The sequence below is a fragment of the Nodosilinea nodulosa PCC 7104 genome, assembly GCF_000309385.1.
In the GTDB taxonomy this organism is placed as follows: Bacteria; Cyanobacteriota; Cyanobacteriia; order Phormidesmidales; family Phormidesmidaceae; genus Nodosilinea; species Nodosilinea nodulosa.
The window spans coordinates 1,713,880-1,728,481 of the sequence record NZ_JH976537.1; the positions used below are offsets into that span (position 1 = coordinate 1,713,880).

Consider the following 14,602-nt stretch of genomic DNA (forward strand, 5'->3'; position numbering starts at 1 on the left):
GGGAGGTGATCTTCAAAAAATCACCTCCCCTTTTTATTGTTTAGGTTATCCGCATCACAGTCGTTAGACGGCAGCCAGTTCGGGGGCGGGGCGCTTGCTGTGGCGAATGCCTTCGATCGCCGCCGCATAGTCCGGCGCGTTGAACACCGCCGACCCGGCCACAATGGCGTTGGCACCAGCCTCTAGCACCTGCCAGGTGTTGTTCACCTTGAGCCCGCCGTCGACCTCAATCCAGGGGTTGAGGCCGCGCTCATCGCACATAGCGCGCAGGTCGCGAATCTTATTCACCATGGTGGGGATAAAGCTCTGGCCGCCAAAGCCGGGGTTGACGCTCATAATCAGCACCAGGTCGCAGAGTTCGAGCACGTTCTCGATCAGCACCAGCGGGGTGCCGGGGTTGAGCACGACGCCAGCCTCTTTGCCCAGCTCTTTGATTTGGCCCAGGGTGCGGTGCAGGTGGGGCGAGGCGTTGTGCTCGCAGTGGACGGAGATAATGTCGGCCCCGGCCTTGGCAAAGTCGGCCACGTACTTCTCCGGCTCGACAATCATCAGGTGCACGTCGAGGGGCTTTTGGGTGACGGGGCGAATGGCGTCCACAATTAGCGGGCCGATGGTGATATTGGGCACAAAGCGACCATCCATCACGTCTACGTGAATCCAGTCGGCCCCGGCCTGGTCGGCGGCTTTGATCTCTTCGCCCAGACGGCTGAAGTCTGCCGAGAGAATGGAGGGAGAGATGACGACGGAGTCTTTGTTAGAGGAAGTGTGAGGCATGGGGGATGGTTCTCCTGTGCGTTTGTGACCATCGTAACAAAGTCTTAAAATCACTTCTCACAAAACTTTTAGATTTGGGGAGATTCCCCCTAAATATATGATGAAGCCCTGGGATCGCTAGTAGGCTGCGGCGTGATTTTATTGACCATGGCCGATCGCAAGGGGGCCGGGGGCTAGGGGGCCAGGGAAGTTGGCACGGCACCCGGTAGGGTGGGCATTGCTTCCTGGGTTATGGAGGGTTGGGTGTTTGCCATGCCGCGCCAACCGCGCCAGTTTTCCCCAGGCCACTACTACCACATCACGGTTCGCTGCAACAATCGTGAGTTCCGGCTGATTCGTGACGAATGCCGCGAAATTTTGCTGTATGCCATTGACCGATGCCAGGAGAAATATGGCTTTAAGCTCTATGCCCTGTGCATCATGAGTAACCATGTGCATTACCTGCTGGAGCCGCAGCAGCCGGAGGATTTGCCTAAGATCATGCACTGGCTGAACTGGTATACGGCGATGTGTTTCAACCGGATGCTGAACCGCACCGGGCACTTTTGGGAAAAGCGATACCACAGCACGGGCTTTGCCAATACCGACTATCGGCGAGCGCTGAATACCTTGCGATACATCCACGCCAACCCCAAGGCGGCGAACATGCAGCAGGGATTCTTTTATGACTACAGCAACTATGGCAGCTATGACCGCCTGACCACCGATGGCCTAACGCAATGGCACCCGGCGTTTTTGGCGTTGGGAGCAACGCTAGAACTGTGTGCGGCGGCGTACCGCAAGTTTTGTCAGCGCTATAAGCCGAAACCCAAGCCAGAGAGGCGAAATCACTGGGGCAGCAAAAAACTGGCGGCCCTGCGGCAAAAAATGAAAGTCCGCAAACCCAGCCCTGGGCAAAAGAGCCTTTGGAAGGTGTGGAATGCGCCGCTAGAAGAGGTGCAAGAAGTGGCTAAGGCATTTGTGCTGGCGAACTGCCTAAACCCAGATATTGTCAGCGCCAGATTTGAGAACTCGACCTGACCGCTGGTGCCAGGTAAGGGATCTCCGAAACGCTTAGTTTTCCGTGGGGAGGGTGTCTGAAATAGTTCTTTTGGATCGGGCTGAAGCGCTTATCTGCTACAGTTTACAAGTCTCGATGCGAGAGAAGAGACACGCCCCCATCCACCCCCCACGCCCACCCACACCCCAACCCAAAACACCACCCACCGACCAGACCAACCACAAAGAAACGGAAATTCAGCGGGAGATAAAGAGGGGTTTGCTTGTAGGTCTTTGTAGCTCAGATAGTTGCCTGCCTTGCGCCAGCCGACGCGATCGCAAAACTCTTGCCAAATTTTATCACCTGGGTATTTGCCGTCGAGCTTGGCTCCGCAGTCTACATAAATTTTCTTTTGCACGCTAAAGCCAAACTTGCCGTGGCTGTACTTCACCCATAATCGGTCTATTGTCAGCAGGTCTGTGCAGGGAAAATTTAGCAGTTCATCGCTAGTAAACCAATCCCCCGACTTTTTGCCCACGGCCAGAATCATTTTTTCGTAGGTTTCGCTATCTGCCTCGCGCCATTGGCCAGCCTTTAGCAAGTCGCGCAGGTTGCGGTAATCAATTCCTTTTTCAGAACTCAGGTCGTCTTCTGGGGCAGAGGGTAGAGCAACAGGCGGTGAGATGGGCGGTGCCGACCCTGCGGGACGTTGGCCTGAAGTATCGCTCGATGTTTGGGAAGTGCCGTATTGTCGGGTGGGCCTGCGTTGGGTGATGCCCCACTCTAGAAAATACAGAGCCTTCTCGTCTTCGATACTGTCTTGAAACGAGACGGCATGAAACTCTTGAAGAAAAATGAGTTCTTCTGGAATCTCCTCTACCCCTGGCAGCAGCACCGGAATAATGGGAATATCGCGCTTGACACACTGGCTAATGAAGGATCTTAGCTCTAGCGCCTGCCAGCGCCCTAGCCCGCCATGACCAAAAAAGATCGCTGCCGTTTTGATGCGCCCGATCGCCTGCTGAATCTCGTCTTGAAATTTGGTGCCGGGGACAATTTCTTCTTCATCGAGCCAGGGGTGCAGGCCCAGGTCTGCTAACTTGCGGTAGATGCGGCGAATCAGCGGTTTGTCTTTGCTGCTGTGGGCCAAAAAAACATCAAACTGCTGCTCCGTCATCGATCGCTTGCCCCGCTGGCGTTAGCCCTTGCCTACCCAGAGTTTAGCCCGAATCGCTAACCCTGTCCTGGCCAAGCCTGGTTGAGTGCTTGCGCTGGGGCAAAGCAACCTCGCGCTTTAGCCTATGGTATTCGCAAGCTCAGAAAAACTGTGGCTCGGACAGTGCCTAGAATGGGGCCAGAGCTGCGATCGCCTGACTTCAATGGCCAAGCTTGCTGCGAGAGGTGGGGGACGGAGTGTCAAAATGGATGTAGAAGAGATAAGGGCCAAGATTCGTAATGATACCTATGTGTATACATCCCACGCCGATATAGAGCGCCAGGCCGACGATCTGACCTTGATGCAGGTAGAAGAAGCTCTATTGAATGGAGAGGTTTTAGAACAATATGCGGATACAGGGCGCGGTGAAAGCTGTCTGATTTTGGGCTATTCCAGCGATTTGCCTATCCATATTGTCTGCGGCTGGAGGGGTGAACAAGTAGCCATCATCACTATCTATATCCCTGGGCCACCCAAGTTTATCGATCCACAAACGAGGGCTTGACCGATGCGAGAGATTAAATGCAACGCCTGCGGCAGCACCGAATATGAAGAACGTCGCGTCACTTATTTGTATAGTCACAAAGGGCAGTATCTCATTGCGCCCAACACTCCGGTAGAGGTTTGTAGTCGCTGCGGTACTCTGTACTACAGCGCCGAGGTACTCAAAGCGATTGAGCGCCAGTTTTTCGCTATCCACAACAACACAGCTAGTCCAGACCAATTTCTTCAGGTGCCAGTCAAGTCGATGTGATGGGCTATGCATTCGCCTTATTTGGTGGCGATGGGCATCAGTGCAGCTTCTAGAATGGGGTTGGAATTGCGATCGCCTCTCCCATACCCCATGGCCGCCAAAGACCTGGTTCACGATGCCGTCAAACGCGCCCTCGAAAAAGACGGCTGGACGATTACTGATGATCCACTATTTCTGCGCTTTGGTGGGCTAGAGATGTACATCGACTCCGATGGATACCTACCGCGATTTCTTTACGCTGGAATTGCCACGGTTGCTGGTTGAGCGCTACCACGTGCACCTAATTGTCTACGATCCAGAGGAGGAGGTGATCACCAAATGGCAGACGTAAACTACTACCGCCAGCTCGTTCAAGAGCTGTTGCAGAAATATAGCAACATCAGAGCCAGCAACGAAGCGGTTGAAGCTGAGGCAATTTTTGACCTTCAGCGCGATCGCTACCGGGTCGTCCATGTAGGCTGGTCAAACAAGCGCCGGGTCTACGGCTGCGTGCTGCACCTCAAAATCAAAGACGGCAAAATCTGGATTCAGCACGACGGCACCGAGGGCGGCATCGCCAACGAACTGGTCGATTCCGGAACGGATACTCGTTTCGAGTCGGTTCCCGAACGCTGCGCGAATCGCGGCGTGCCCAAGCACGACATTGTGCTGGGGTTTCACTCGCCCTTTAAACGCCAGTTTACCGAGTTTGCCTTGGGTTAAGCGGTAAATTAGGCCCTGGAGCCTCTTTGAAGTCTCTACTGGGCCTCAAGCTTTGCGCGCAGCCACTGGCGAAAGCCCTTCACCCAGGTGGTTTCTCCCACGGTCTGGCTCTCCTGCAAAAACCGCAGCACATCCCCCTGGTTAAGCAGCGGCAGCACAGTGGATGCCCGCTGGGGCCGATAGCCGCCCTCCCCCAGCGCATAGATCGTCAGCGTTTCGCCATTGAATCGCCATACCTCTGGCACCCCCAGGGCTGCATAGATCGCCATGCGATTTAGCGAACTGCTGGTGTTGTCTATCTCAATGGCAAGGTCAGGGGGTGGGTCAATGGTCAGGTCGATCGCGTCTTTGCCGCGAACGGCTTGCTCATGCTGAATGTAGTAGCACTGGTCAGGCTCTAGCCCCTGCCTCAAATCTTCTCGGCTCCAGGTGGTCGACCCCAAACTGCGAATTTCAGTATTGGTCTCTTCAGTGGTGACTTCAACCATTCGGCCCATGAGCTTTTTGTAGCCTTCGTGGGGAGGGAGCGGCACCATAATCTCCAGGGTTCCCTGGTCGTAGGTCAGCCGCTGGCCGGGGGCAGTTTCCAGATCGCGCACCAGACTTTGGTAAGTCGCCCAACTGACTCCCTGCAAGGTAATTTGATTTCGGAGTGGGGTAATGACCGCTGTCATCGGCAGCCTCCTGATAGCTTGTATTGTACTGGCCTAGTCCGGGCGATAGGGTAGCCCATGCCCTAGGCCCAATTCTCTGCCCCCTAGAGGCTGTCTTTGCCAGCCTGAGCCGCTATTCCGCCATGGCTCTTTGTTACAATTTGGGTCGCGCCCCTTGCGGCAGAACTTCCTGGCCGCTGACCCACGCCTCTACCCAGCGAGCCTCTCCCCCTATGAATATGGCCCAGCCTCCGTCGCCGTCTTCCCTGTCGCCGTCCCCTCGCCTGCACCGGGCCAACCTAGAAAACATGCTGCAATCCGCTGAAACCGTGGCCGCCCCCTGGACGATTGAAGACAGCGAGGAGCTGTACCGCATTCACAGCTGGGGCGAGCCGTACTTTTCGATCAACGCCGAGGGCCATTTGACGGTGTCGCCCAGGGGCGATCGCGGCGGCTCTCTCGATCTGCTCGATCTAGTCGAGGCCATTAAGCAGCGCAACCTCAATCTGCCGCTGCTGATTCGCTTTTCAGATATTCTCGAAGACCGCATTGAGCGCATCAATGCCTGCTTTGCCAAAGCGATCGCCCGCTACAAGTACAGCGGCGTGTATCGGGGGGTGTTTCCGGTCAAGTGCAACCAGCAGCGCCAGCTGCTCGAAGACGTGGTGCGCTACGGCAGACCCTACCAGTTTGGCCTGGAGGCCGGGTCTAAACCCGAGCTGCTGATTGCCCTGGCCACCCTCGATACGCCGGGGGCGCTGCTGATCTGCAACGGCTACAAAGATAAGGACTATATCGAAACCGCCATGCTGGGCCAGCGGCTGGGTCAGCAGCCCATCATCGTGATCGAGCAGATGAACGAGCTGGCGATCGCGATCGAGGCCAGCCAGCGGCTCGGCATTCGCCCCGTGCTCGGGGTGCGGGCCAAGCTCAGCACCAAGGGCAGCGGGCGCTGGGGCATTTCGGCGGGCGATCGGGCCAAGTTTGGCCTCACGGTGCCCGAAATTTTAGCGGTGGTCGATCGCCTGCGCGAGGCCAACCTGCTCGACTGCCTCCAGCTTTTGCACTTTCACATTGGCTCACAGATTTCGGCCATTAGCGTGGTCAAAGAGGCCCTGCGGGAGGCCAGCCGCATCTACGTAGAGCTGGCGGAGCTGGGCGCTGGCATGCGCTATCTGGACGTGGGCGGCGGCCTGGCGGTAGACTACGACGGCTCAAAAACCACCTTCTACGCCTCAAAAAACTACAGCACCCAAAACTACGCCAACGACGTGGTGGCCGAGGTGCAAGAGGCCTGCCGGGTAAAGGGAATACCGGTGCCCACCCTGGTCAGCGAGAGCGGGCGGGCGCTGGTGTCCCACCAGTCGGTGCTGGTGTTTGACGTGCTGGGCAGCAGCGATGCCCCCTCCCACGAGGATGTCGAGGTGCCCGGCGAAGACGACCACGTGATTTTGCGCGAGCTGTACGAAATCTACCAAAACCTCAGCGCCAGCACCGTACAGGAGCTGTACAACGACGCCGTGCAGTTCAAAGAAGAAGCCATCAGCCTGTTTAACTTTGGCTATCTCAGCCTGTCGGCGCGGGCGCGGGCCGAGCGGCTGTTTTGGTCCTGCTGCCGCCGGGCGCTGTCGGTGGTCAGCGATGCCGACCACGTGCCCGAAGACATCGAGGAGCTGCACCAGAGCATGGCCTCGATCTACTACATCAACCTGTCGGTGTTTCAGTCTATGCCCGACACCTGGGCGATCGACCAAATTTTTCCGATTTTGCCGATTCACCGCCTCAACGAAGAGCCGAGCTGCCGAGGCACCCTGGCCGACCTCACCTGCGACAGCGACGGCAAAATCACCAAATTTATCGACCTGCGCGACGTTAAGCAGGTGTTAGAGCTGCACCCGCTCAACCCTGACCAGCCCTACTACCTGGGCATGTTCCTGGGCGGGGCCTATCAAGAAATTATGGGCAATCTGCACAATTTGTTTGGCGACACCAACGCGGTGCACATTCACATGACGCCCAAGGGTTATCAGGTGGAACAGGTAGTCAAGGGCGACACCATGACCGAGGTGCTGGGCTACGTGCAGTACGACGCCGAAGACATGATTGAGAACATTCGCAGGCGATCGGAGCGGGCGCTTCAGGACAGTCAGATTACCCTGGAAGAGTCGCAGCTGCTGATTCAGCACTACGAGCGTAGCCTTAGTCAGTACACCTATTTGGCTTAGGCGAGCTTAGGTTGACTTGGTCGGTTTGGTGCCGCTGGGCGGCGGCGATCGCAAGTTCTGCGCCAATCAAAAGCGCTAATCTATAGCCATAGTCCTATGGATGTTAAAACGTTTTAACGTCCATAGGGTTTCTGGATGTCACCAACGTGACCTATGGCTATAAATCCTAATTTAAGCGTTTCTTTAACGGATCTTCTGCTGATTTTAACTCGCTCTTAACCCAGGAGGGCTGCTTTTTTGCGTTTGCCAAAGGCGATCGCATTCAGTTTAGATTTAGCCTGAAAAAATAACCTGTTCTTTACCTTGGCGAGGTAAGAAATAGATGACTATGAGCTTGGCCCCCATCAAAGGACATGCTTTTTTTCGGTGTAAACAAGTGTGATATATGTATCACTGAGCTGGTGCACAGATTGCTACCGCCTTGAGGGGCAAATGGGAAAAAACGTGGCCATCAATCAGCTTGACTTGTCTGGAAGATGGGTTTGATTTTTGATTTGGCTGCGCTCCTTTGTCGATACGGTCTGAGAAAGATTTATAGCTGTTGATTGGTTGACTAATCATGCTTCAAAGAATGCCAAAAATTAAGATTGATCTACGTCTAGCTGCCGCTTTGCTGCTGGCGGCTGGGGTGACTGCCTGCGGCAGTTCTACCTCAACTCCCGACGACACCGCCATGGACGGTGGCGACGCTATGCAGGGTGAGAAAATTGCCCTGGGCGGCAATGTCGCCCTGACCGGTGCCGGGGCCTCCTTCCCCGCTCCCCTCTACCAAAACTGGTTCATCTCCATGAACAAAGAGGTGCCTGAGCTACAGGTGAACTACCAGTCCGTGGGTAGCGGCGCTGGGGTCGAGCAGTTTCTGGCCGAGACCGTAGACTTCGGGGCCAGCGACGTCGCCATGAAGGACGATGAGATTGCCCAGGCCAAGCGCGGCGCCATTCTGCTGCCCATGACCGCTGGCAGCATCGTGTTTGCCTACAACCTGCCCGGCGTTGAGAACCTGAAGCTCAGCCGCGACGCTTACGTTGGCATCACCACCGGCAAAATCACCACCTGGAACGATCCGGTGATTGCCGCCGACAACGCCGGCGTAGATCTGCCCAGCACCCCTATCACCTTTGTGCACCGCTCCGACGGCAGCGGCACCACCGCCGTTTTCACCAAGAATATGTCGGCCATCTCCCCCGATTTTGAGCAGGCCATTGGCGAAGGCAAGAGCGTTGAGTGGCCCAAGACCGGCAACTTCATTGGGGCCAAGGGCAACGAGGGCGTAACCGCCCAGATTCAGCAGACCGAAGGCTCGATTGGCTACATTGAGTACGGCTACGCCAAGCAGAACAACGTGCCCTTTGCGACCATTCAGAACAAAGCCGGGAACTTTGTGATGGCCGACGATGAAACCGCAGCGGCTACCCTGGCCAACGTGGAACTGCCCGAGAACCTGCGGGCCTTTGTTGTGGATGACGATGGCGCTGATTCCTACCCCTTCGTAACCTACACCTGGATGCTGGCCTACAAAGACTATCCCGATGCCCAAAAGGCTAAGGCTATGGAAGTGATGATCGAGTACGGTCTAAACCAGGGCCAGGAGGAAGCCAGTGCCCTGGGCTATGTGCCCCTGCCCAAAAACGTGCGCGAGCGCGTGGCCGCAGCGGCTGATGTGATTAGCCCCGACTACACCATCAAGGTGAAGTAGGCCCTAGGACTTGACCAAGTTAATTGTGACAGGGGGCAATGGCCTGGGTTCAAGGTTCACGGTATACCTTAAACCGTATACCGTGAACCATATACCTTGCCTTATCTATCATCTTTGGCTTGGCCGTCTACTAGCCTACTCGGGGGGAAGCCTGACTTCCCCCCGCTATCTCTGCCTAAGTATCCAATGCAGGTGAGGTCATTGTGACTGCTGATACGCCTTCTCCGCCGCCCAGCGATCGCCAGCGCACGCCCTTTGAAAAGGGGCTAGATCGGTTTTTCGAGGGCACAACCCTGACATTTGCCCTATTTATTTTGCTGCTGCTGATAGCCATTGGTCTGCTGATTCTGGTAGACGCCTGGCCTGCCATTAAAGAATTTGGCCTCGGCTTTTTGTGGACTAGCAGCTGGAACCCTGTGGCCGGGCGCGAGTCGTACGGGGTGCTGCCCATGGTCTACGGCACCCTGGTCAGCTCGGCGATCGCCCTGCTGATTGCCGTTCCCCTGGGTCTCGGCACCGCCCTGTTCCTCAGCGAGAATTTTATTCCCCTCAAAATTCGCACCGTGCTGGTGTTCATGGTGGAGCTGCTGGCGGCTATTCCCAGCGTGGTCTACGGCCTCTGGGGCATCTTTGTGCTAATTCCGGCGCTGAAGTGGTTTTTGGGCCTGTTCGGCATTCCGTTTACCGGGCCAAGCATGCTGGCCGCCTCCCTGGTGCTGGCGATTATGATTTTGCCGATTATCACCGCCATCTCCCGCGACTCGCTGGCGGCACTTCCCCCCGAACTGCGCCAGGGTTCCTACGGGCTGGGGGCGACCCGCTGGGGCACTATCTTTAGGGTGCTGATTCCGGCGGCGATTTCGGGCATCGTGGGCGGTGTGATGCTGGCCCTGGGCCGCGCCATGGGCGAAACCATGGCCGTAACGATGCTGATCGGCAACTCAAACACCATCAGCCTGTCGCTGCTCGCGCCTAGCAACACGATTTCATCGCTGCTGGCGAATCAATTTGCCGAGGCCAAGGGCATTCAGGTGGCAGCACTGATGTACGCTGCCTTTGTGCTGGTAATTTTGACGCTGATTGTCAATATTCTGGCCGACTGGATTGTGCGCAAACTCCAGGCCAAGTACTAGGTATCCCAGGACGTTTTGAGCGATGAGAGGCAACCATGACCGCGCATTCTGAGGCTTCCGCCCATTCTTTTGACGCTAAGAGCCTAAAGGCCAACAGGTCCAGCTCCCGCAACCTGTTCAATATCGTCATGACCGGGCTGGCGGGGCTGTGCATTCTGCTAGCTCTAATCCCCCTGGTGCTGGTTCTGTTCTATGTGTTTGCAAACGGGTTCAACCGCCTCGATCTAGACTTGTTTACGCAGCTACCGCCGCCGCCGGGGGGTACAGGGGGAGGTATTGCCAACGCCATCGGCGGGACGGTGATCGTGGTGGCCATCTCGACCATCATTTCGGTGCCCATTGGGGTCTTGTGCGCCATCTGGCTGTCTGAGTTTGGCGGCGATGACACCTCCATTGACGAGTACGTGCGCTTTGGCGTCAATATCCTGGCCGGGGTACCCTCCATTATTGCCGGGGTGTTTATCTACGGCATCATGGTGCGCCCAGGCCGTCCGGGCTACTCCGCCCTGGCCGGGGGCGTGGCCCTCGCGGTGCTGATGCTGCCCACGATTATTCGCACCGCCGACGAAGCCCTCAAAATTGTGCCCCAGGAGATTCGCTGGGCCGCCCTGGGAGTAGGGGCATCTAAGTATCAAACGGTGCTCAAGGTGGTGCTGCCGGCGGCCATTCCGGCGATTTTGACCGGGGTTACCCTGGCGATCGCTCGGGCCGCAGGCGAGACTGCCCCGCTCATTTTCACCGCCCTATTTTCGCCTTTCCGGTTCAACGGCATTACCCAGCCCATCGCCACCCTCGCGGTGCTGGTGTACAACTTTGCCACGCTGCCTTTTAAGGCCCAGCAGGAGCTAGCCTGGGCGGCCTCGCTGATTCTGGTGCTGATGGTGCTGCTGACCAGCATCATTGCCCGATTTGCAACCCGTCAGAAAACGTACTAGTAGAGCCAATTTTTTGGGGAGCCTGAGGAATGGTTGACACAATGCCGAAGAGTGGGACTATGACTGACGTAGTGCTGCGGGCCAAGGAATGCGATATCTATTACGGGTCGTACAAAGCCGTACGGGATGTCTCTATCGACATTCCCAGGAACAAAATTACCGCCTTTATTGGTCCCTCGGGCTGCGGCAAAAGTACCGTTCTGCGCTGCTTTAACCGCCTCAACGACCTGATTGAGAGCTTTAGCCTCAAGGGCAAGATGACCTACCACGGGCAGGATCTCTACGCTCCGGATGTAGACCCCGTAGAGGTGCGCCGCCGCATCGGCATGGTGTTTCAAAAGCCCAACCCTTTCCCCAAAACCATCTACGACAATATTGCCTACGGTCCCCGCATTAGCGGTTACAAAGGCGACATGGATGAACTCGTTGAGACTTCGCTGCGCCGCGCCGTGCTGTGGGATGAGGTCAAAGACAAGCTGCAGGAAAGCGGGTTTTCGCTCTCGGGCGGGCAGCAGCAGCGCCTCTGCATTGCCCGCACCATTGCGGTGCAGCCCGAGGTCGTGCTGATGGATGAACCCTGCGCTGCCCTCGACCCCATCTCTACCCTCAAGGTTGAGGAGTTGATGAAAGAGCTAGTGCAGAACTACACCATCATCATCGTCACCCACAATATGCAGCAGGCCACCCGAGTGGCCGACTATACCGCCTTTTACAATGCGCAGGTGACTGAAGAGGCTGGGGGCAAGGTGGGCTACCTGGCCGAGTTCGACAGCACCGAAAAAATCTTCAATGATCCTGAGCAAGAATCGACTCGCGATTACGTCACGGGCCGCTTTGGCTAAGCGCTAGTACTATAAGGCGGAAGTTTAGGGACTATTTCTGCGAGCTAGGGAGCAGGGGAGCTAGGGAGCCAAGCGCGCCAAAGCGGTGGAGATATTTCAGCCTTCGAGTACTAGGGAAACAGAGTTCCTATCCAAACAGTCCTGCCGGACTCGTCAGTGCCTCAGGTATAGCTGTAGCCAGCCTGGTTAAGACATGTCTCCCACGAACGTTCAAACGTTTGAACGTTCGTAGGGCTTCTGGATGTCCTAACCAACGTGACTATGGCTATAACGGCCCTGCGGTAAGCAAACGACCATGGCCAGTCTAGAGGTTGGGCTGCTCGGCGGGCCAGCTGGCCCAGAGCGTAGTGCCGACAATCAGGCTGCCCCCCAGCAGCGTGCGAAAAGACGGCAGTTCTCCCAGCAGCAGGGCGGCCAGGGCGACACCGTAAACTGGCTCCAGGGAGCTGATGACGCTGGCGGTTTGGGTTCGCAGCACCGCCAGACTCTCGATAAACAGGGTGTGGGCTACGGCGGTACACAGCACCCCCAGCACCATAAGGAGGCCGACTTCTCTGGTGCCCAAGGCCAGACCCGCCAGAGGCGTGACCACCATCAGACTAAGACAGGCAAACAGATCTTGGTAAAAGGCGATCGCCAGGGCCGAGTACCGCTGCCGGTAACCTTTATTGAACAGTTGCAGCAGCGCAAAGGAGAGCCCCGACAGCAGCCCCCAGATGGCCCCCAGGGTGGTGGCTGACCCCAGGCGATAGTCGGGAATGACCAGGGCCACCCCAAGGACGACCAGAGCGGCGATCGCGCCATCCCGCCATCGCCACGGAGTTTTCAGCAGCAGCGGCTCTAGCCCGGTGACAAACACCGGAAAGCTAGAAAAGGTCAGTAGCCCGATCGCCACTGTGGCCAGCTGAATACTGCGGAAAAAGCTGACCCAGTGAAAGGCCAGCAGCACCCCCAGCAGCACCATGCCCAGCCCGTCTTTGGGCGATCGCAGGCGCGCCGCCCGCTGCCCTAGAACCAAAACCAGCCCCAGGGCCAGGGCCGCAAATCCGGTGCGGCCCAGCACAATTACCGGGGCAGGCAGGGCCAAAAACTTGCCAAATAGCCCCGACAACCCAAACAAAAACACTGCGGTATGCACCTGCAGCAGCGCACTTTTAAGGTGGGGCATGGATAAATGTAGATAGGGTGTATCGATCAGACTGGCATCAACCGGCGTTCTGCAAATAGCCCAGGACGAGGTGCGCATTTCACGATATTGATCTCATCTGCGGCGGGTCCCAGGCCCCAAGCTGCCACAGCAGCAGTTGACCTAATCTAGAAGCAGAACCGCACTGGACAGGCCTTAGATATTTCATATATTTTGCCGATATGGTTGCCTTAACTTCTAGTGCCGGAGTGAAGTGGTTATGTACCAGGCTTTTACGGAAGACGAGTGGAACACACTACTGCAAGCACCCATGCAGGCCGTCATGGGGGTGTGTCTGGCCGATCGGGTTGATCCAGTAACATTTTTGCAAGAATTGAAAGCTGGGGTCGCCATCGTAGCTGAAGAACTCAAGCGGAGCGATCTGGTGGGAGAGCTAACCCCGGCACTAGTGGGTGACATGGCCAAACTCGACGCCGCCGACGCCCTCGATGGCGAACAGCTCCAGCTCAAAAAACAGTTTGAGCTGCTAGGGCTGATGCAAACCTTCAAAAAGTCCAGCGAGGGCCGAGACTACGCCGTCGCGCACATGCAAAAAGTGGCCGCCATCCTGGATGCTAAAGTAACGGGTGTACAGGCCACCGAACTCAAGGAGTGGCTGTTGTCGGTTGCCACTAAGGTCGCCGAGGCTCAGAAGGAGGGCGGTATTATGGGCATTGGAGCCAGCCGCATTAGCGAAAAAGAGAGCGACATGCTCAAAAAGATGGCTGTTGCCCTGGGGCTGTCTACCTAACGTAGGGCTGCCCTACGAGCAGTACTGGGGTTCTATTGCTCAGGCTACCGAAGCTGGCAAAATTCAAAAACTACTGCCTGTCCAGCGCATTTTCTAAAATCGGCGCTTTTTTAAGAATGTGAAACTAAAAGCGTAGCAGATGCTACTTTATAGTCGATAATTTCAGAAGCACAGGAGACTCTGCCCCACCTTAGCTGGTTTTTGCTTTACTGACCCCATCATTTATCTGTGTGAGGAGAAACATCAATGCTGATTGGATTTTTAATTAGCGTCGTTATTTTAGCGATCAGCCTGCTAATCATTTCTAAGATTCCGCCCATCGGAGTTGAGATCGACAGCCCTGTCAAAGCGCTACTGGGCGGAGCCATTATCGGCGCCTTCAACGGCATCTGGGGATTTTTTCCCACTGCCTTTCGCGGCTTCTTCGCCATCATTAGCCTGGGCCTGATTCCGCTGATTGGGGCCATTCTTGTGTTTGGTCTGGCCGCCTGGCTCATCGAAGGTTTCCGCCTCCGCTACGGCATCTGGAGCGCCATTCTTGGCGCGATCGCCCTGGCCATTGTCAGCTCCATTCTCAACTTCATTCTTCAATCAGTTGGTTTATAGCCAAGTCACGTTGGTCAGAGCATCCAGAAACCCTACGAACATTCAAACGTTTGAACGTTCATAGGAGACATGTCTTAACCAGACTGACTACAGCTACAGTTGCTGGCTAGGTCAGTTTTAACCCACACCAAAAGTCCTGGGCCAAACTGG

At 56.3% G+C, this 14,602-nt stretch carries 17 protein-coding genes; 13 read left to right on the forward strand and 4 right to left on the reverse strand.

Annotation, left to right across the window (positions count from 1 at the left end; translation table 11 throughout):
* Positions 1-63 precede the first annotated feature (63 nt).
* Positions 64-774, reverse strand: coding sequence for a ribulose-phosphate 3-epimerase (gene rpe, locus LEPTO7104_RS0107680; RefSeq protein WP_017297976.1), 711 nt, complete (start codon positions 772-774; stop codon positions 64-66).
* Between the two features lie 252 nt (positions 775-1,026).
* Between rpe and LEPTO7104_RS0107685 the strand changes: the two genes are divergently transcribed.
* Positions 1,027-1,794 (forward strand): transposase, encoded by a 768-nt coding sequence (locus tag LEPTO7104_RS0107685; protein WP_026072469.1) that lies wholly within the window; start codon positions 1,027-1,029, stop codon positions 1,792-1,794.
* An 89-nt stretch (positions 1,795-1,883) separates the two neighbouring features.
* Here the strand turns inward: LEPTO7104_RS0107685 and LEPTO7104_RS0107690 are convergent, their stop codons facing one another.
* Positions 1,884-2,930 carry a GUN4 domain-containing protein gene (locus LEPTO7104_RS0107690; RefSeq protein WP_026072470.1) on the reverse strand — a complete coding sequence of 349 codons (1,047 nt, stop codon included), beginning with the start codon at positions 2,928-2,930 and terminating at the stop codon, positions 1,884-1,886.
* 244 nt (positions 2,931-3,174) lie between these two features.
* Between LEPTO7104_RS0107690 and LEPTO7104_RS0107695 the strand changes: the two genes are divergently transcribed.
* The 5 genes from LEPTO7104_RS0107695 (at position 3,175) to LEPTO7104_RS0107710 (ending at position 4,425) form a co-directional block, all read left to right on the forward strand.
* The gene (locus LEPTO7104_RS0107695) at positions 3,175-3,474 is read left to right on the forward strand and encodes a DUF4258 domain-containing protein (RefSeq protein WP_026072471.1); all 300 of its coding nucleotides are present in this window, start codon (positions 3,175-3,177) and stop codon (positions 3,472-3,474) included.
* 3 nt (positions 3,475-3,477) lie between these two features.
* Positions 3,478-3,723, forward strand: a complete 246-nt coding sequence (locus LEPTO7104_RS0107700; RefSeq protein ID WP_017297979.1) for a type II toxin-antitoxin system MqsA family antitoxin — start codon at positions 3,478-3,480, stop codon at positions 3,721-3,723.
* A gap of 90 nt (positions 3,724-3,813) precedes the next feature.
* On the forward strand, positions 3,814-3,987 hold the full coding sequence (locus LEPTO7104_RS39300; protein WP_340627206.1) for an element excision factor XisH family protein: 174 nt from the start codon (positions 3,814-3,816) through the stop codon (positions 3,985-3,987).
* Positions 3,935-4,054 carry an element excision factor XisH family protein gene (locus tag LEPTO7104_RS43540; RefSeq protein ID WP_017297980.1) on the forward strand — a complete coding sequence of 40 codons (120 nt, stop codon included), beginning with the start codon at positions 3,935-3,937 and terminating at the stop codon, positions 4,052-4,054. The genes LEPTO7104_RS39300 and LEPTO7104_RS43540 overlap by 53 nt, the downstream gene beginning before the upstream one ends.
* Positions 4,042-4,425 (forward strand): XisI protein, encoded by a 384-nt coding sequence (locus tag LEPTO7104_RS0107710; RefSeq protein ID WP_017297981.1) that lies wholly within the window; start codon positions 4,042-4,044, stop codon positions 4,423-4,425. Before LEPTO7104_RS43540 ends, LEPTO7104_RS0107710 begins: the two co-directional genes overlap by 13 nt.
* 35 nt (positions 4,426-4,460) lie before the next feature.
* Here the strand turns inward: LEPTO7104_RS0107710 and LEPTO7104_RS0107715 are convergent, their stop codons facing one another.
* Positions 4,461-5,099: a Uma2 family endonuclease gene (locus tag LEPTO7104_RS0107715; protein ID WP_017297982.1), complete on the reverse strand. Its 639-nt coding sequence runs from the start codon at positions 5,097-5,099 to the stop codon at positions 4,461-4,463.
* A 287-nt stretch (positions 5,100-5,386) separates the two neighbouring features.
* Here LEPTO7104_RS0107715 and speA point away from each other — a divergent pair, with 287 nt between their 5' ends.
* The 5 genes from speA (at position 5,387) to pstB (ending at position 11,909) form a co-directional block, all read left to right on the forward strand.
* Positions 5,387-7,303: a biosynthetic arginine decarboxylase gene (gene speA, locus LEPTO7104_RS0107720; protein WP_225887083.1), complete on the forward strand. Its 1,917-nt coding sequence runs from the start codon at positions 5,387-5,389 to the stop codon at positions 7,301-7,303.
* 571 nt (positions 7,304-7,874) lie between these two features.
* Positions 7,875-8,999, forward strand: a complete 1,125-nt coding sequence (pstS, locus tag LEPTO7104_RS0107725; RefSeq protein ID WP_017297984.1) for a phosphate ABC transporter substrate-binding protein PstS — start codon at positions 7,875-7,877, stop codon at positions 8,997-8,999.
* A gap of 203 nt (positions 9,000-9,202) precedes the next feature.
* Positions 9,203-10,132: a phosphate ABC transporter permease subunit PstC gene (gene pstC / locus LEPTO7104_RS0107730; protein WP_017297985.1), complete on the forward strand. Its 930-nt coding sequence runs from the start codon at positions 9,203-9,205 to the stop codon at positions 10,130-10,132.
* A gap of 35 nt (positions 10,133-10,167) precedes the next feature.
* Positions 10,168-11,067: a phosphate ABC transporter permease PstA gene (gene pstA, locus LEPTO7104_RS0107735; protein WP_017297986.1), complete on the forward strand. Its 900-nt coding sequence runs from the start codon at positions 10,168-10,170 to the stop codon at positions 11,065-11,067.
* 59 nt (positions 11,068-11,126) lie between these two features.
* A complete protein-coding gene (gene pstB, locus LEPTO7104_RS0107740) occupies positions 11,127-11,909 on the forward strand; it encodes a phosphate ABC transporter ATP-binding protein PstB (RefSeq protein WP_017297987.1) in 783 nt (260 codons plus the stop codon).
* A gap of 304 nt (positions 11,910-12,213) precedes the next feature.
* On the opposite strand, the gene LEPTO7104_RS0107745 is transcribed toward pstB, so the two are convergent.
* A complete protein-coding gene (locus LEPTO7104_RS0107745) occupies positions 12,214-13,077 on the reverse strand; it encodes a DMT family transporter (RefSeq protein ID WP_017297988.1) in 864 nt (287 codons plus the stop codon).
* Positions 13,078-13,315: 238 nt separating this feature from the next.
* On the opposite strand from LEPTO7104_RS0107745, the gene LEPTO7104_RS0107750 reads away from it, so the two are divergent.
* Together LEPTO7104_RS0107750 and LEPTO7104_RS0107760 are read left to right on the forward strand one after the other, a co-directional pair.
* Positions 13,316-13,846, forward strand: a complete 531-nt coding sequence (locus LEPTO7104_RS0107750) for a hypothetical protein (protein ID WP_017297989.1) — start codon at positions 13,316-13,318, stop codon at positions 13,844-13,846.
* A 249-nt stretch (positions 13,847-14,095) separates the two neighbouring features.
* Positions 14,096-14,452 (forward strand): phage holin family protein, encoded by a 357-nt coding sequence (locus LEPTO7104_RS0107760; RefSeq protein WP_026072473.1) that lies wholly within the window; start codon positions 14,096-14,098, stop codon positions 14,450-14,452.
* The last annotated feature ends 150 nt before the right edge of the window (positions 14,453-14,602 follow it).